The sequence below is a fragment of the Streptomyces sp. 2A115 genome, from assembly GCF_052245575.1.
Classification (GTDB): Bacteria; Actinomycetota; Actinomycetes; order Streptomycetales; family Streptomycetaceae; genus Streptomyces.
This window is the reverse complement of the sequence record NZ_JBQQCG010000111.1, coordinates 1-16,511: the sequence shown is the minus strand read 5'-3', so window position 1 is coordinate 16,511 and position 16,511 is coordinate 1. Positions and strand designations below refer to the sequence as shown.

The window sequence follows — 16,511 nt, the reverse complement described above, 5'->3', positions numbered from 1 at the left end:
CAACATCCGTCTGTCATCGAGGAATTGCAGGTTGGATGAGCTCAACAGCCCATCCTCAAAAAACCTTTGCTTCTTTTATTGACGGAGGAAAAGAACAGTCATAGGTTCCGGGCCATGCGCTCGACTCCTCGTACGGAGGCGTTCCCGGCCCACACGCCGGCCGCTGCCCAGGTCTTCACCACCGTGCTGTCCCACGGTCCGCTCACCCGGTCGGACATGGCCGGCCGGGCCGGGCTGTCGGCGGCCGCGGTCACCAAGGCGGTCAGGCCGCTGATCGAGGCCGGATACCTGGTGGAGGACGTGGACGACGTGGGCGACGAAGCGCGCTCGTCCCTGGGGCGGCCGGCCAACCCCGTGCGCGTGGACGGCGGACGGGCGCTGTTCATCGGCGTCAAAGTGACCGGCGACGAGATCATCGCCGTACTGACGGACCTGTGCTGCCGGATCCGGGTCGCCCGGCACCTGCCCCTGGTGGCGCGCGACCCGAAGACCGTGCTGGCCTCGATCTCCGCGCTCGTGCAGGAACTCCTCGCCGAGGCGGACGGTTTCGGCGTCCAGGTCCAGGGACTCGGCGTCGCCGTCTCCGGTGACGTGGACCGCGCCGCCGGAGCCGTCCGCCTCTCACCCTTCCTGGAGTGGCGCGACCTTCCCCTCGCCGAGCTCGTGGGGATGACGACCGGACTGCCGGTCACCGTCGACAACGACGTCCGGGCCCTGGCCGTCGCCGAGCAGTGGTTCGGCGCCGGCGTGGGGCTCTCCGACTTCGCGGTGGTGACGGTGGGCGCGGGCATCGGCTGCGGCCTCGTCGTGCACGGGAAGGTCGTCTCGGGTGCCCACGGAGTGGCCGGCGAGATCGGGCACGTGGTCATCGACCCGACGGGACCGCCGTGCCACTGCGGAAACCGCGGCTGCGCGGAAGCGATCGCCGCCGACCCCGCGATCGTCACCGCGGTGCGCGAGGCGACGGGCCTTCCGGTGGCCGACGCCGCGCAGGCGGTGGACCTGGCCCGCCGGGGCGACCCCGGCGCCCGGGAGGTCTACGCGCGGGCCGGGAACGCGATCGGCCGCGCCATCGCGACCGTGGCCAACCTCTTGGGACCCGAGCGCGTGATCATCTCCGGCGAGGGACTCGCGGCGTACGACCTGTTCGCCGAGCAGATCCGCGACGCCTTCGCCGCGTCCGCCTTCGGCACGGCCGCGCAGTGCGACGTGCTGACACGTCCGCTGCCTTTCGACGAGTGGGCGCGAGGCGCCGCGGCCACGGCGATCCAGTCCTTCATCAGCGGGGCTGGTACGTAACCCGCGGGTCGCCTGTGGCTGGTCGCGCCGCCCAGGCGACGAAGCCGCGTGTGTCACAGCCCCGTGCCCCTTTCGGGCCACCACACCACTACTCATCCCACACCCGCAGCCGAACCCGCCACAGGAGGTCCGACCCATGCGGTCATCCTCGTACGCCCCCGGAACCCCAGGCCGCCGTTCCCGCCGATCCATAAGAGCCGTACTCGTCCTGGCCCTCACGGCCGCGATGGCCACAACCGTCCCAGCAGCGCGAGCCGCTGCCCCCACCGCCGACACCGAGGGCGCGCCCGGCCTCGCGACCAAGCCGTACATGGGCTGGTCGAGTTGGAGCATGCAGTCCTCGAAGTACCCCGGGCTCAACCCCGACGGCGACTACAGCTACCTCACCGAGCGCAACGTCCTCAAGCAGACGGATGCCCTGGCGGCCAAGCTCAAGCCGTACGGATACGAGTACGTCAACCTCGACTCGGGATGGTGGCGCGACCAGGACTGGAAGCCGGGGTTCGACCAGTACGCCCGTCAGAAGGCGGATCCGGGTCGCTTCCCGCGCGGCATGAAGGCCTTGGCCGACGACATCCACGCCAAGGGCCTCAAGGCAGGCATCTATCTGCCCGTCGGCCTGGAGAAGGAGGCGTACGGCGACGGCAAGGTCCCCATCTGGAACGCCGAGGACTGCACGACCGCCGACATCGTTCACGACGACCTGCGCACCACCAACGGCTGGGACAGCGCCTACAAGCTCGACTTCTCACGCCCCTGCGCGCAGAAGTACGTCGACTCCCAGGCGCGGCTCTTCGCCGACTGGGGCTACGACTTCCTCAAGCTCGACGGGGTCGGGCCGGGTTCGGGCAAGAACGGTGACCAGTACGACAACGTTGCCGACGTCGCCGCCTGGCAGCGGGCCATCGCCGCCACCGGCCGCCCGATCCATCTGGAGATCTCCTGGTCCCTCGACATCGGCCGGATCACCGACTGGAAGAAGTACTCCAACGGCTGGCGCATCGACACCGACGTCGAGTGCTACTGCAACACCCTTGTCAGCTGGGAGAACTCGGTCGACGACCGCTGGGACGACGCCCCGGGCTGGACCCGCCACGCAGGCCCGGGCGGCTGGAACGACCTGGACTCCCTGGACGTCGGCAACGGGCAGATGGACGGCCTCAGCAAGGCGGAACGGCAGAGCTACGCGACCCTCTGGGCCATCGCCAAGTCCCCGCTCTACACCGGCGACGACCTCACCCGCCTCGACGCCTACGGCCTGTCCCTGCTGACCAACCGCGAGGTCATCGCCCTCAACCAGGGCAACACGCCACCCGCCCGTCCGGTCACACCGTCCGACCCGCAGCAGGTGTGGGCCGCCAAGAACCCCGACGGCACCTACACCGTGGCCCTCTTCAACCTCGCCGACGCACCCGCCGCGGTCACCGCCGACTGGACGACCCTCGGCTTCACCGGCAGGGCCGCCGTCCGCGACCTGTGGAACCACGAGAACCTCGGCACGTTCAAGAACAAGGTGACGCAGGCTCTCCCGGCCCACGGGTCCCGCCTGTTCACGGTCACTCCGCACGGCAGCGCACTCACCACGACCGGCTACGAGGCCGAGTCCTCGGCCAACACTCTCAGTGGCAACGCCTCCGTCGCCGGCTGCGATGCCTGCTCGGGCGGCCAGAAGGTCGGCAACCTCTACGTCGGCGGCAAGCTCCGTTTCAACGACGTCACCGTCGCCAAGGCCGGTACGTACTGGGTGAAGGTCGCCTACGTCAGCGGTGACGCCCGTTCGGTCGATGTCTCCGCGAACGGCAACGGCGCCACCCGCCACAAGTTCCCGTCCACCGGGGACTGGGGGACCGCCGAGACCGTCAGCGTGCCCGTCGCTCTCAAGGCCGGCGCCAACACGATCACGTTCGACAGCGGCTCCGGCTACGCCCCGGACATCGACCGCATCGACGTACCGAAATCGTCCTGACCGTCGCCACGTTCTTGTCGTCTGGAGCCCCACCATGGACACCCGCGCGCCCGAACCACCGCACAGACAGCCCAGCAGACGCGGCCTGCTCTCCCTCGCCGCAGCGGCCGGAGCCGCCACCGCCCTCGGCGGCCTGCCCGCCTTCACCGCGACCGCCGCGCCCCAGCGGCCCGCCAACTCGCCGATGGCCGACGCGAGTTCGCTCAGGCCGCTGTGGTGGGGGGCTCCCGCCGACGACCGTTCGATGATCGAACAGGGCCTGCCCATCGGCAACGGACGCCTGGGCGCCCTCGCGAGCAACGACCCCGGCCGCGAACTCCTCCTGATCACCGATGCCACCATGTGGACCGGCGGCCTGAACGACACACTCGACGCCGACGGCCAATTCCCCTATGGGCGCGAGGACTTCGGCTCGTTCACCCTGCTCGGCCGCCTCACCGTCGACATCCCTGACCATGACCTGTCCGCAGTCTCCGGCTACCGGCGCACCCTCGACCTGGCGCAGGGCCTGGTGACCACGTCGTACGTCCGCTCGGGAGTGACGTACCAGCGGCAGATCTTCGCCAGCCGCCCCGACGACGTCATCGTCCTGCACTTCACACAGAGCGGTGGCGGCCGTTACACCGGTGGCATCACCCTTGAAGGCACCCACGGTGAGACCAGCCGGCGCCCCCAGTCCTTCGGCGCCGCTTTACCGAACGGTCTGCGGTACGGCGCGGCAGTGACGGCGTACGGCTCCGGCGGCAGCGTCGCCGTGAACGGGCCGCGGATCGACTTCGACGGCTGCAAGGACCTCACCGTGGTGGTGAGCGGCGGCACCAACTACGCGCCCGACGCCTCCACGCGCTACCGTGATCCGTCCCTCGACCCCGAGCGGCTGGCCCGCACCAAGGTCCGCGACGCCGCGACCCACTCGGCGGACACCCTGCTGCGCACCCATGTCGCCGACCACCGCGCTCTGTTCGACCAACTGGAGATCTCGCTCGGCACGTCGTCCGCCGAGCAGCGCTCGCTGGACACCTGGGACCGGATCAGGGCGCGGGCCCGGGACGGCGAGCCCGACCCCGAACTGGAGGCGGCCTACCTGCAGTTCGGCCGCTACCTGATGATCTCCGGGTCCCGCGGCAGTCTCCCGCTCAACCTCCAGGGACTGTGGCTCGACGGCAACGACCCGGACTGGATGGGCGACTACCACACGGACATCAACATCCAGATGAACTACTGGATGGCCGACCGGGCAGGCCTGCCCCAGTGCTTCGACGCTCTCACCGACTACTGCCTGGCCCAACTCCCGTCCTGGACAGCCCTCACCCGCTCCCTCTTCAACGACCCGCGCAACCGCTACCGCAACTCCACGGGGAAGATCGCCGGTTGGACCGTAGCCATCTCCACCAACATCCACGGCGGAAACGGCTGGTGGTGGCATCCGGCGGGCAACGCCTGGCTGTGCAACAGCCTGTGGGAGCACTACGAGTACACGCGGTCGCGCTCCCATCTGGCGAAGATCTACCCGCTCCTCAAAGGCGCCTGCGAGTTCTGGGAATCGCGGCTGCTCACCACGACCCTCCCCGGCACCTCGCAAGAGGTCCTCATCGCCGACAGTGACTGGTCGCCGGAACACGGCCCCCTCGACGCCAAGGGCATCACGTACGCGCAGGAACTGGTGTGGGCTCTGTTCGCCAACTACCGTGCGGCGTCTGCCGAGTTGAAGAAGGACACCGGATACGCGAACACGATCGCCGCCCTCCAGAAACGGCTGTATCTGCCGCGGGTGAGCCCCACAACGGGCTGGCTGGAGGAGTGGATGTCCCCCGACAACCTCGGTGAGACCACTCACCGCCACCTGTCCCCGCTCGTCGGACTCTTCCCCGGAGACCGCATCCGCCCCGACGGCTCCACCCCCGAAGCCGTGGTCGAGGGCGCCACCGCCCTGCTCACCGCGCGCGGCATGGAGAGCTTCGGCTGGGCGAACGCCTGGCGCAGCCTGTGCTGGGCCCGCCTCAAGGACGCGGAGAAGGCCTACCAGCTGATCGTCAACAACCTCCGCCCGTCGACCGGCGGCGGCAACGGCACCGCCCCGAACCTCTTCGACATCTACGAGGTGGAGCAGGGCCGCGGCATCTTCCAGATCGACGCCAACTTCGGCACCCCGGCGGCGGTGATCGAGATGCTCCTGTACTCCCGCCCGGGCCACCTGGAACTGCTCCCGGCCCTCCCGGCCGCATGGGCCACGTCCGGCTCCGTCACGGGAGTCGGCGCGCGCGGCGGATTCGTCGTAGACCTGCGCTGGCGCGACGGAAGGCCGACCGAGGCACGAATCCGCAGCGTCGGCGGCCGGACGACGACGGTGGCGTACGGCGGCGCGTCCCGGACGGTGACTCTGAGACCCGGCGCGTCCGTCACGTTGCGGGACTTCGCCCGATGACGGCCCGGTTCGCGGGAGCGGGCCGTCTGGCGGCCCTGCTGCTGATCGCCGCGGCGGCCGTCCAGGCGACGCCCGCCGCGGCGCAGGCGTCAGGTGTCGGTGACAGGCACGAAGTGATCACCTGGAGTGCGAGCGCCGACCGCCTGGGCGACGCCGTCCCCGACCGGAGCTACCGACTGGTCGTGCGCACCAGCGTCGCGGGGGACGACCTGCGCATCCGGCTGTCCAACGCCTTCGGCGACCGGCCGGTGACCTTCGACAGCGTCTACTCCGGCATCCAGCAGGACGGCGCCGCCCTGGTCCGCGGCACCAACCGGCGGCTGACCTTCGGGGGCGCACGCTCCGTCACGGTCCCGGCGGGCGCGACCGCGTACAGCGACCCCTTGCCCGGCAGGCTGCCCGCCGCGGCCAACCTCGTCGTCAGCCTCCACACGCCAGACGCGGCCGGCCCGGCGACCGGTCACTCGATGGCCATGCAGACGTCGTACGCGGCCGACGGCGACCACACCGGCGAGGAGAGCGCCTCCGCCTGGACCGACCCGATCGGCTCCTGGTTCTACCTGGACGCCGTCTCCGTGGGGACCCCCGCGACCACCGGTGCCGTGGTCGCACTCGGCGACTCCATCACGGACGGCTGGCAGTCCACCACCGATCTGAACCGCCGCTGGCCCGACTACCTCGCCCGTCGACTGCAGAAGGCGGACACGGCGGTCAAGGGAGTGGCCAACGAAGGGATCTCCGGCAACAAGGTCCTGGCGGACGGCGCCGGACAGAGCGCCCTCAACCGGCTGGACCGCGATGTCCTCTCCCAGCCGGGTGTCCGCACGGTGTTCCTCTTCGAGGGCGTGAACGACATCAAGGCCCACACCGGCGTCACGGCCCAGGACCTCATCGCGGGCTACCGCGAGATCATCAGCCGCGTGCACGCCGCCGGGAAGTGTGTCGTCGGCGCCACCGTCGCGCCGTTCAAGGGCTGGTACGAGTGGGACGCCGCCGCCGAGTCCGTACGCCAGAACGTCAACCAGTTCATCAGGGACAGCGGGGAGTTCGACGGCGTCACCGACTTCGACCGCATCCTCCGCAGCCCTTACGACCGTGAGCGCATGCTCCCCGTCTTCGACGGCGGCGACCATGTGCATCCCAACGACAAGGGGATGCAGGCGATGGCCGACGCCGTCGACCTCACCGGTCTCGACTGTCGGACGAGAGGCCCGCACACGACTGAAAGTGCCGTACACACAGAGGAGTTGATGCCGTGAACCGACGCCGCTTGCTCAGCGGCGGCCCGGAACTCGCGCGTCCGACCCGCTGACGACACCGCCGCGCGGGCCCGTGGAACGGCTCTGTAGCCTGGGCTTATCAGCCGAAAGCGACGGAGGCCGCCGTATGACCCGCCCGATCACCGTGGGAGTGGACGGTTCCGCGGAATCCCTGGCCGCCGTGCACTGGGCGGCCAGGGAAGCGGTACGCCGAGGGCTGACGCTGCGTGTGGTGCACGCCTGGGAGCAGGACGACGGCGCGGATCAGGCGGCAGGCGTGGGGGAAGCGCTGCGGGAGACCGCGCGGGACCTCGCCGACCGGCACCCCGATCTGCCGGTGACCACCGACCCCCTCGACGGAGGCCCGGTCCAGGCGCTGGTCAGCGAGGCCGCGGAGGCCGAAATGCTGGTGCTCGGCTCCCGCGGGCACGGAGCGATCGTCGGCTTCCTGCTCGGTTCCGTCGGCCAGCAGGTGATCGCTGAATCAGGGCGCCCCGTCGTCCTCGTACGCGCCGGTGACCGCGCCGACGTCGAGGCGGGCGGCCGCGAGATCATCGTGGGACAGCAGGGCGGCCCGGACGACAGCGCCGCCGCCCTGCGGTTCGCGTTCGAGACGGCGGCGGCACGCGGCGCCGCCCTGCGCGCCGTACGGGCGTGGAGCCTGCCCACGCTCTACACCTTCAGCCCCGGCTCCATGAAGCTCCTCGACGAGGCCGGGGGCCTGGAACCGTACGAGAAGAAGGCACTCGCGGAAGCGCTCCGGCCCTGGCGGGAACAGTTCCCCGACGTGGCGGTGACCCAGCATGTCGAGATCGGCAGCGCGGGCGAGGTGCTGCTCTCGGTGGCCGCCCGCGCCCAGCTGATGGTGGTGGGCCGCCGCGCCCACCGCTCCGCCGTGGGGACCCGCATCGGTTCGGTGGCCCACGCGGTCATGCATCACGCGCCCTGCCCGGTGGCTGTCGTCCCGCCGGGCTGACCGCTCGCCTCAGGCGGAGGGCGCGGCGGGATCGTCCGTCGTCGGCGTCAGCGGGTCCCGCACCTTCGGCAGGATGTTCTGGACGTAGTCCTCGACGGCCGTGTCCAGACCGATGTCGTGCTGGGCCCGCTCGGACAGGTACCAGCGGTGTTCGAGGAGCCCGTGGTACAGCTCGGCCGAATCCATGGAGCCGCGCAGCTCCCGCGGTATGGCGCGCACGGTGGGCCGGAACACCTCGCGCACCCAGCGGTGGGCCAGCACCTCCGGACGCGCGGCGAGCGGGTCGCCCGGCGCGTAGTCGTCCTGCGTGGCCATCCAGCTCTCGAGGTCGTTGAGGAGCCGGCGCGCCTGGTTCTCCTCGGCGTCGAGCCCGGTCAGCCGCAGCAGCTGCCGTTGGTGATGGCCCGCGTCGACGACCTTGGGGACGAAGGTGACGGTGTCACCGTTCGAGGAGTGCGCGATCTGCATCTCGGCGACATCGAACCCTAGTTCGTTGAGCCGCCGGATCCTGCGGTCGATGTGGTGGTGCTTGCCCGCCGGATACACGGACGTACGCGTCAGTTCCTGCCAGAGCCCCTGGTAACGCCGGTAGATCTCGGTGCCGAACTCGATCGGGTCCACGGACGGGTGCAGCGCCCCCGACGCCTCCAGATCCAGCAGCTCACCGCTGATGTTCACGCGCGCGAGATCGACGTCGTACTCGCGCTGCCCGTCGCTCAGCCGCGGATGCAGTTCGCCGGTCTCCGCGTCCACCAGGTACGCGGCGTACGCCCCGGCGTCACGCCGGAACAGCGTGTTGGACAGCGAGCAGTCGCCCCAGGCGAATCCGGCCAGATGGAGCCGGACCAGCAGCACGGCCAGCGCGTCCATCAGCCGGTGCATGGTGGCCGGGCGCAGCGTCGTCTCGAACATCGACCGGTACGGCAGCGAACCGTTGAGATGCCGGGTGATGAGCACCGGCTCCAGCGGTGCGTCGCCCTGCGTGCGGCCGGTGACCACGGCGAGCGGATCCACCGCCGGAATGTTCAGCCGGTCGAGACTGCGCAGCAGCTCGTACTCCCGCAGGGCCGGGCGCTCGGCGAGCTCCTTGACCGCCACGACCTCCGTCCCGGCGCGCGCGTAGCGCACCACGTGCCGCGAGATGCCCCGCGGCAGCGGCACCAGGTAGTGCTCCGGCCATTCCTCCAGGGGCACATCCCAGGGCAGTTCGAGCAGGAGCGCGGGATGCTCCGGGTTGGTGGCGCTGATCTGCAATGCCATCGCTCGCTTGCCCTGCCTCACGGTCGGCCGTCATGTCGCAGGAGCATCTCCGCACCTGGACGTCCCTTTCGTCAACACGGATGTCCGTTTCGTCAGCAGGTGGGGAGATGCGCCACGCTTCCGGTCAGACCGGCTGGTCGACCCCGAGCACCGCGCGGACCTTGAACGTCTCGTACGTCTGGGTGTCCTCCGGGCGACGGGTCAGGACGGTGCCCAGCCAGCCCAGCAGGAATCCGGCGGGGACGGAGACGATGCCCGGGTTCTGCAGCGGGAAGAAGGCGAAGTCCGCGTCCGGGTAGAACGAGGTGGGCCCCGAGGAGACCACGGGGGAGCAGACGACCAGCAGTACGGAGATGACGAGACCGCCGTACAGGCTGAGCAGCGCCCCGCGTGCGTTGAAGCGGCGCCAGAACAGGCTGTAGACCATGGTCGGCAGAATCGCGGACGCGGCGATGGCGAAGGCCAGGAACGCCAAGGTCGCCGTGTTCGTCCCCCAGGAGACGAGCGCGAGCAGCATGCCGAGGACGCCGATCACGACGGCGGCCAGCCGGGCCACGGTCAGCTCCTCGCGCTGTCGCGCCTTGCCCTTGCGGATCACCTCTCCGTACAGGTCGTGCGCGAGCGAGGAGGCCGCCGCGAGGGTGAGTCCGGCGGCGACGGCCATCAGGGTCACGAACGCGAGGCAGGAGATGAGCGCGGTGAGGACGGCACCGCCGAGTTCCTGGGCGAGCAGCAGCACCGACGCGTCTCCCTTCGCGTCGATGCCCGCGATGGCATCGCGGCCGACGATCGCCGTCGCGCCGAGGCCGAGCACACCCGCGCCCAGACAGACGAAGGCGACCAGGCCCATCGCCCACAGGACCGAGCGGCGCAGCACGCGGGTGACGCTCGGGGCCAGCAGCCGCATCATCACGTGGGGGAGCGCGGCCAGGCCCAGCACGATGGCGATCTGCAGACTGAAGAAGTCCAGCTTGCTGGTCGTACTGCCGCCGTAGCGCAGCCCGGGTTCCAGGAACCGCTGGCCGATCCCGCTGCCGCTGGTGGCGCCGCCGAGGAGGTCGTCGACGTTCCAGCTGTAGCGGTTCAGCACCATCACGGCGGTCACCGCGACGCCGACGATCAGCATGACGGCCTTGACGACCTGGATGAAGGTCGCGCCGGGCATACCGCCGAGCGCCACGTAGAGCACGACCAGGGTGCCGATGACCACGACGGCCAGGGTGCGGGTGGTGCTGTCCGGTTCGCCGAAGAACTGCGTCAACAGGGCGACGCTGCCGACGAGTTGGGCGACGAGGTAGAGCACGGTGACGGTCAGTGTGCAGGCGGCGAGGGCCAGGCGGACGGAGCGCTGGCTGCGCGGCAGACGCAGTGCCAGGGTGTCGCCGAGGGTGAACTTGCCGGAGTTGCGCAGAGGTTCGGCGATCAGCAGCAGCACCATCATCCAGGCGACGGCGGTGCCCACGAGGTACAGCAGGCCGTCGAACCCCGTGAGCGCGACCAGCCCGGTGCTGCCCAGCAGGGTGGCGGCGGACAGATAGTCCCCGCACATCGCCAGCCCGTTGCGCAGGGGCGACATGTTCCTGTTGCCGAGGTAGAACTCGCTGATCTCGTCGCCCTGCGGGGCGGTGATGAGAGCGGAGAACATGCTGACCACGACGACCGACACGAACAGGATGAAGGTCAGCTTAAGACTGAACCCGCCGACGAGCCCTTCGGAGAGAGTGACCATGCGGCCTTCGGGGACGGTCACCATGCGCCGAACCGCCTCTGCTGCGGGACGCGGGCCTGCTGGGCTTCCTCACGGTGTATCTCCGCGCGCAGGCGGTCGGCGGCCGGATCGATCCGCCGGTCCATGTGCACCGTGTACCGCCACGCGGTAAGTCCCATCACGACGAACTGGCCCACACCGCCCGCGAGTCCCAGCGTCACATGGCCGAACAGGGGCTGGTTGAGCACGTCGGGCAGGAAACTCGACAGCAGCACGAACAGCAGGAACCCACCCACCGAGACCGACATCGCCACCACTCCGAAAGTGCGCTGGGCGCCGCGTATGGAGCGGAAGTCGGGATGGGAACCGATCATGTTCCGGGCCGTCGGACCGGAAGGCGTCCGGTCCGACGGCGAACCGTAGTGCGGGCTGGAGTGTCGTTGCATACCGTGCCTTATCAAATAAGAGTGCAGCTCAAGATGCATTGTTGAACTAGGTTCAAGTTTCGGATCGCACATCTCGGGATTCTTGCCCGAAATGCCGCTGAAATCCTCATCCGGCCAACCCGGGTGGCCCCGCCGGTGGGGTAAGTCAGCGTGGCCGAACGGATTGTCCCAGTCAATCGATTCAACAATCAACCGCGGAAATGTGAGGAATATGAGAGGAGTCGTATTCGGCACGCGGACTTCTCCGAGATGGCTCAAATTCAACGCACGGGGGCCGTCGCCTCCGCCGCCGGACGCGGCGCCGACGGCCGGCGTCGCGGGACGTGATGTGCAGCACGCCGTGACGAGGGCCGCCACGTCCGTGTGAAGTGTTCTGGCTGCGCATCGGCTTGATCAGCGATCAAGCCAGGCAAAATCGCTGGCCAACGCCCATTCTGCTCATTTGACACTTCGTCGCGCGCACAGATAGGAAGCAGCTCTCTGAGGTCGAGAGGTGGACTGTGTACGAGCCGAATGTGATCGGGGACTGGCAGGAGTACGACGCCGGGCATGCCGGCCTGCGTGTCCGCGTCCATGGCTTGGAGAAGGCGGAGCCACCACGCGGGCGTGACGACGCGGCCGAGGGCCTGACCTACTTCAGATTCCGCGTAACCGTCGAAAACCGCACGACCGAGCATTTCGGCATTCATCTCGAAGACGGCCAACTCGACATTCGTATCGGTGCCGACGGAGAGAGCGCGTTTCTCGACTGGCGCAACTCGCAGTTCATCGAGGGCTTCGACATCTACCCGCTGCGCCGGGTCACCGCCGTCCTGTTCGCCGCTGCCGCGGACAGCTCGCTGTCCCAGGTGGACATCCAGGTCCAGCTGAAGGTCGACGACGACTGGACCGACCGGTACCTCTGGTCCGGTGACATCGGCCTGCACGAGCCGGCCGTCGGTGTCGGCGCCCGCCCCGACACCGGTGCGGACAGCCTCACCGCCCAGGTGATCAGCTTCTTGGAGAAGGAAGCGGGGCCCGGGTCGGCTTCCTGAGGGGCCGCCGGGGTCGCCGGTCGGTGGCGCCCTCCTGATCGGTTACGGATGCCTCGCCGCTCGTCGGGCCTTCCCGCTCTCGGTGGTGCGGGTGAAAGCAAGGTCGGGGCAGCGTGCTCGCGGCGCCGCGCCGTGTTCACCTGTCAGGCGCTGACGTGGCTCAACCCGCACGGGTACCTGGACACCGTGCTTCTGCTCGGCTCCGTTGCGGCTGCCCGCTGCCCGCTGCCCGCTGCCCGCTGCCGCTCCGCTGGGCCTGCGGCTCGGCGCCGCGCTCGCCGGCCGCCGCTGGTTCGCCGCGCTCGGCTTCGGAGGCGGGCTGCCCAGCCGATTCCTGGCCGTCGGCGTGGCGGCTACTGGACGGTCTGGTCGCCGCGACGATGACCGGGCTCGGTGTCACGTTGATCGCCGGGGCGTGAAGCCGGAGGTGGCCCGAGGGTCCCGTTGGGTCTGGTGGTGGTCGTGGTGATCGTCACGGCGGTGGTCGCGCTGATCGTCACGGTCGTCCTCGTGGCGGTCTCCGCGATGGACGACGGCGACGGCCAGCAGGCCGAGCGCCAGTCCCGCCGCCGTCTGCGGCCCGAACGGCTCGCCGAACATCAGCGCACCCCACACGGCTGTCACCGGGGCCATCAGGAGCATGAGCGTGTTCACCTTGGTCACCCCCGACCGCCTCAGGATCAGCCAGTACAGCCCGTACCCGCCGAAAGTGGAGAGGACCACGAGCCATGCCACAGCGGTCCAGAAGGAGCCGCTGGCCGGCGGCGCCACCGCCCCGGTTCCCACGGCAAGGACCGTGAACACCAGGGCACTTGTGGCGGCATGGACCGTCATCAACACCATGGGGCTGACGTCCGCACGGGCCCGGCGATCCAGAAACGTCGCCGCCACCAGGCACAGCATGCCGAGAAACGGCACGAGATACGCCCACCAGGCAGCACCTGTCCCGGCCCCGGCGTCGGCTGTGGTGACGATGGCGACACCGGTCACGCCCAGCCCCAGACCGAGCCACTGGGTACGAGAGACGGGCGCCCCCAACAGGGGCCCGACCAGTGCCCCGGCCACCAACGGCTGGGTGCCGTCGATCAGGGCCGTCGTACCGCTGGAGACGCCCAACTGGATCGCGTAGTAGACGGTGAGGAGATACCCGCTCTGCGAGAGCGCCCCGACGGCCACCTGGCGGACGAGGTCGCGCGGCGTCAGCGCACGCCATGACGCCCGCCCCGCCGTCACGGCCACGACCCCCAGGACGAGCGCCAGCGGAAGGAAACGCCACAGCAGGAGCGTGATCGCCGAGGCCGACCCGGACCCGAGTTTCGCCCCGATGAAGCCGGAACTCCAGGCCACTACGAACCCGATCGAGAGCAGGGCGTTCACGACGCTGCGCACCTCCAGGCAAGTAAACAGATCTGTATACTCCTGGCGAGTATACAGATCTGTTTACAATGAGTGAATGACGACCTCGACCCCGCCCCGCCGAGTGGCACTCACCCCCGGAGCCCGCCGCGCACTGGAAGCGGCAGGGCGGCTGTTCTATGAGCGCGGCATCCACGCGGTCGGCGTCGACCTCATCGCGGCCGAGGCCGGCGTCACGAAGAAGACGCTCTACGACCGGTTCGGCTCCAAAGAGCAGATAGTCGTCGAATACCTCGCGGACCGCGACGAACGCTGGCGTGCGTTCCTCGCCTCCCGCCTCGCCGGGTCCCACAATGCGCAGGACCAACTCCTGGCCGTTTTCGACGCTTCCCGCGACTGGACGGAGACTCACAGCCCCAGGGGCTGCAGCATGGTCAACGCCCATGCGGAGATCGGCGATCCGTCGCACCCGGCGTACGCGATCATCACCGGTCAGAAGGGGTGGATGCTCACGCTCTTCACCGACCTCGTACGGCCCCTCGCGCCCGCCACGGCCGACTCCCTGGGCCGCACTCTGATGCTGCTGCACGAAGGCGCCCTGGTTGCCCACGGCCTGCGTATCTTCCCTGGAGCGCTCGACCACGCCCGCGAGGAGGCGCGAGTTCTTCTCTCGGCGGCGGTCAAGAGCTGAGTCCGCCCACCCGCCCGACGGCGGTCAGCCGGGGATCGGCGATAGTGAACCCCGAACCGAAAGATGTATCGAGCATCCAGGACGGGCGTGGACACGAGCAAGAGCAGTGCCGACGACAGCGCGCACCCGCAGAACGAAGGCCCGGAAGCGTCAGGTCCCGAGGCGGCAGGGCGGGAAGCGTCAGGTCCCGAGGCGGCAGGGCGGGAAGCGTCAGGTCCCGAGGCGGCAGGGCGGGAAGCGTCAGGCCCCGAGGAGGCAGGGCCGGAGCGGAAGAGGGGCGGATGGCGACGCTGGGCCATGGACACCCGCCCACTGCGCCGCCCCGCGTACCGCCGCCTCTGGTCCTCGACCATCGTCACGGCCGTGGGCAGCCAGCTCACCGCCGTCGCCGTGCCCAAGCAGATCTACGACATCACAGGCTCCTCGGCCTGGGTCGGCTACGCGAGTTTCGCGGGCCTCCTGCCCCTGGTGGTCTTCGCCCTGTGGGGCGGCGCGATCGCCGACAGTGTGGACCGGCGCAAGCTCCTCCTGATCACCAACACCGGCATAGCCGTCACCTCCCTGCTCTTCTGGATCCAGGCCGTCACCGGACTCGACTCGGTCCCGGTGCTGATGGTGCTGCTCGCCCTCCAGCAGGCGTTCTTCGGCCTCAACTCCCCGGCCCGCCAAGCCTCCATCGCCCGACTGGTCCCCAAGGACGAACTGGCCGCGGCGAACGCGCTCGGCTCGACCGTCATGCAGACCGGCCTGGTCGCCGGCCCGCTGCTCGCCGGCGCCCTCATCCCCGTCACCGGCCTGGCCGAGCTCTACCTGATCGACGCCCTGGCCCTGTGCGCCACGGTATGGGCGGTCTACCGGCTCCCCGCGCTGCCGCCCCTGGCGACCAGCGCGGCGACAGCCGGCCGAGCCGGTCTGCGACAGATCGTGGCCGGTTTCCGCTACATCTCGCTCCACCAGGTGCTGTTGCTGTCCTTCCTCGCCGACATCATCGCCATGGTCTTCGGCATGCCCCGGGCCCTGTTCCCGCAACTCGCCGCGCAGACGTACGCGCCCTACGGCGAAGGCCTCGCGCTCGGACTGCTGTTCGCGGCGATCCCCATCGGAGCGGTGCTCGGCGGCCTCATGTCCGGCACGTTCTCCCGAGCCCGCCGACACGGACTCATGGTCATCGCCGCGGTGATCGCCTGGGGCGTGGCCATCACCGGCTTCGGACTCAGCCCCAACCTGTGGGTGGCCGTCGCGTTCCTCGCCGCCGCCGGAGTCGCCGACATGGTCTCCATGGTCTTCCGCGGAGCCATCCTGCTGTCGGCCGCCACCGACGAGATGCGCGGCCGTATGCAGGGTGTCTTCACGGTGGTGGTCGCGGGCGGCCCGCGACTCGCCGACGTACTGCACGGAACGGCCGGTTCCGCACTGGGTGCACGCACGGCGGTCGTGGGCGGCGGCCTGCTGGTCGTCCTCACGATGCTGGTGCTGGCCGCGACGATGCCGGCCCTGCGCCGCTACAGCGGGAGCGTCTAGGGGGCACGGCGCCCAGGAAATTACGTCGACCGCGTCCGCATCCCGAGTTAGCCTCGCCCCGCATGAGCACCCTTCAGAAGATCCATGACGTGCCCGTCTTCATGTGCGCCTCCGAGGGCGAGGCCATCGGCGACGAACAAGACGCCTTGGATCTCATCGGCGATGCTTTCCACCAGGGTGCTCAGTGGGTCGTCATCCCCGCCGGGCGGCTCGACGAGAGGTTCTTCCAACTGCGCACCCGCGTCGCCGGCGAGATCGTCCAGAAGTTCGCCAACTACCGGGTCGGGGTCGTCGTGCTCGGCGACATCTCCCCTCACACGGCGGCCAGTTCGGCACTGCGGGACTTCGTCCGCGAATGCAACCGCGGGCGGCAGGCGTGGTTCGTCGCCGACATGGGGGAACTGGGAGAGCGGCTGCGGGGCTAGCCAAGCCAAGTGGTTCTTCCTTCAGTCCCTCCGCCGCCTGCGTAAGTGCGGGCGGGTTTGACGCCGTCCGTGGTTTCCCAGCGTCGGCTCCACATGTCAGCCAGAGGTGCAGCGACCGCAGGCGCGCTGGGCGGGAGACCTCTCC

General features: G+C 69.6%; 13 protein-coding genes and 1 pseudogene. 10 read left to right on the top strand and 4 right to left on the bottom strand.

The features are described 5' to 3' along the window. Positions 1–114 precede the first annotated feature (114 nt). The 5 genes from ACTWQR_RS49955 to ACTWQR_RS49935 all read left to right on the top strand — a co-directional run bounded on the left by ACTWQR_RS49955 (position 115) and on the right by ACTWQR_RS49935 (position 7,925). Complete coding sequence (locus ACTWQR_RS49955) at positions 115–1,299, top strand: ROK family protein (RefSeq protein WP_443233993.1); 1,185 nt, start codon at positions 115–117, stop codon at positions 1,297–1,299. Positions 1,300–1,435: 136 nt separating this feature from the next. Further along, positions 1,436–3,265 carry an alpha-galactosidase D gene (locus ACTWQR_RS49950; protein ID WP_443233992.1) on the top strand — a complete coding sequence of 610 codons (1,830 nt, stop codon included), beginning with the start codon at positions 1,436–1,438 and terminating at the stop codon, positions 3,263–3,265. Positions 3,266–3,299: 34 nt separating this feature from the next. After that, positions 3,300–5,690 (top strand): glycosyl hydrolase family 95 catalytic domain-containing protein, encoded by a 2,391-nt coding sequence (locus tag ACTWQR_RS49945; protein ID WP_443233991.1) that lies wholly within the window; start codon positions 3,300–3,302, stop codon positions 5,688–5,690. Continuing rightward, positions 5,687–6,949, top strand: coding sequence for an SGNH/GDSL hydrolase family protein (locus ACTWQR_RS49940; protein WP_443233990.1), 1,263 nt, complete (start codon positions 5,687–5,689; stop codon positions 6,947–6,949). The genes ACTWQR_RS49945 and ACTWQR_RS49940 overlap by 4 nt, the downstream gene beginning before the upstream one ends. Positions 6,950–7,076: 127 nt before the next feature. Beyond that, a complete protein-coding gene (locus tag ACTWQR_RS49935) occupies positions 7,077–7,925 on the top strand; it encodes a universal stress protein (RefSeq protein ID WP_443233989.1) in 849 nt (282 codons plus the stop codon). Between the two features lie 9 nt (positions 7,926–7,934). Here ACTWQR_RS49935 and ACTWQR_RS49930 read toward each other — a convergent pair whose 3' ends face one another. The 3 genes from ACTWQR_RS49930 to ACTWQR_RS49920 form a co-directional block, all read right to left on the bottom strand. Further along, positions 7,935–9,185: a DUF4032 domain-containing protein gene (locus tag ACTWQR_RS49930; RefSeq protein ID WP_443233988.1), complete on the bottom strand. Its 1,251-nt coding sequence runs from the start codon at positions 9,183–9,185 to the stop codon at positions 7,935–7,937. 124 nt (positions 9,186–9,309) lie between these two features. Next, positions 9,310–10,914 carry a solute symporter family protein gene (locus tag ACTWQR_RS49925; protein WP_443234011.1) on the bottom strand — a complete coding sequence of 535 codons (1,605 nt, stop codon included), beginning with the start codon at positions 10,912–10,914 and terminating at the stop codon, positions 9,310–9,312. 17 nt (positions 10,915–10,931) lie between these two features. Further along, positions 10,932–11,267, bottom strand: a complete 336-nt coding sequence (locus tag ACTWQR_RS49920) for a DUF485 domain-containing protein (protein ID WP_443233987.1) — start codon at positions 11,265–11,267, stop codon at positions 10,932–10,934. 572 nt (positions 11,268–11,839) lie between these two features. Here ACTWQR_RS49920 and ACTWQR_RS49915 point away from each other — a divergent pair. Then, on the top strand, positions 11,840–12,373 hold the full coding sequence (locus ACTWQR_RS49915; RefSeq protein WP_443233986.1) for a hypothetical protein: 534 nt from the start codon (positions 11,840–11,842) through the stop codon (positions 12,371–12,373). 19 nt (positions 12,374–12,392) lie between these two features. Continuing rightward, a pseudogene (locus tag ACTWQR_RS49910) lies at positions 12,393–12,792 on the top strand (LysE/ArgO family amino acid transporter); the annotation flags it as partial. On the opposite strand, the gene ACTWQR_RS49905 reads toward ACTWQR_RS49910, so the two are convergent. After that, positions 12,770–13,750: a DMT family transporter gene (locus ACTWQR_RS49905; protein WP_443233985.1), complete on the bottom strand. Its 981-nt coding sequence runs from the start codon at positions 13,748–13,750 to the stop codon at positions 12,770–12,772. The pseudogene ACTWQR_RS49910 and the gene ACTWQR_RS49905 sit on opposite strands and share 23 nt — an antisense overlap. A 76-nt stretch (positions 13,751–13,826) precedes the next feature. On the opposite strand from ACTWQR_RS49905, the gene ACTWQR_RS49900 reads away from it, so the two are divergent. From ACTWQR_RS49900 to ACTWQR_RS49890, 3 genes are all read left to right on the top strand, one after another. Further along, on the top strand, positions 13,827–14,420 hold the full coding sequence (locus ACTWQR_RS49900) for a TetR/AcrR family transcriptional regulator (RefSeq protein ID WP_443233984.1): 594 nt from the start codon (positions 13,827–13,829) through the stop codon (positions 14,418–14,420). Between the two features lie 63 nt (positions 14,421–14,483). Then, positions 14,484–15,941: an MFS transporter gene (locus tag ACTWQR_RS49895; protein ID WP_443233983.1), complete on the top strand. Its 1,458-nt coding sequence runs from the start codon at positions 14,484–14,486 to the stop codon at positions 15,939–15,941. Between the two features lie 62 nt (positions 15,942–16,003). Then, complete coding sequence (locus ACTWQR_RS49890) at positions 16,004–16,366, top strand: DUF4180 domain-containing protein (RefSeq protein ID WP_443233982.1); 363 nt, start codon at positions 16,004–16,006, stop codon at positions 16,364–16,366. Positions 16,367–16,511: the final 145 nt, after the last annotated feature.

Excerpts from the sequence above, each read along its gene's own strand:
- ACTWQR_RS49925 (WP_443234011.1), bottom strand. The coding sequence starts at position 10,914 with ATGGTCACTCTCTCCGAAGGGCTCGTCGGCGGGTTCAGTCTTAAGCTG.
- ACTWQR_RS49945 (WP_443233991.1), top strand. The coding sequence starts at position 3,300 with ATGGACACCCGCGCGCCCGAACCACCGCACAGACAGCCCAGCAGACGC.
- ACTWQR_RS49900 (WP_443233984.1), top strand. The coding sequence starts at position 13,827 with ATGACGACCTCGACCCCGCCCCGCCGAGTGGCACTCACCCCCGGAGCC.
- ACTWQR_RS49950 (WP_443233992.1), top strand. The coding sequence starts at position 1,436 with ATGCGGTCATCCTCGTACGCCCCCGGAACCCCAGGCCGCCGTTCCCGC.
- ACTWQR_RS49930 (WP_443233988.1), bottom strand. The coding sequence starts at position 9,185 with ATGGCATTGCAGATCAGCGCCACCAACCCGGAGCATCCCGCGCTCCTG.
- ACTWQR_RS49920 (WP_443233987.1), bottom strand. The coding sequence starts at position 11,267 with ATGATCGGTTCCCATCCCGACTTCCGCTCCATACGCGGCGCCCAGCGC.
- ACTWQR_RS49940 (WP_443233990.1), top strand. The coding sequence starts at position 5,687 with ATGACGGCCCGGTTCGCGGGAGCGGGCCGTCTGGCGGCCCTGCTGCTG.
- ACTWQR_RS49955 (WP_443233993.1), top strand. The coding sequence starts at position 115 with ATGCGCTCGACTCCTCGTACGGAGGCGTTCCCGGCCCACACGCCGGCC.
- ACTWQR_RS49890 (WP_443233982.1), top strand. The coding sequence starts at position 16,004 with ATGAGCACCCTTCAGAAGATCCATGACGTGCCCGTCTTCATGTGCGCC.
- ACTWQR_RS49935 (WP_443233989.1), top strand. The coding sequence starts at position 7,077 with ATGACCCGCCCGATCACCGTGGGAGTGGACGGTTCCGCGGAATCCCTG.
- ACTWQR_RS49895 (WP_443233983.1), top strand. The coding sequence starts at position 14,484 with ATGTATCGAGCATCCAGGACGGGCGTGGACACGAGCAAGAGCAGTGCC.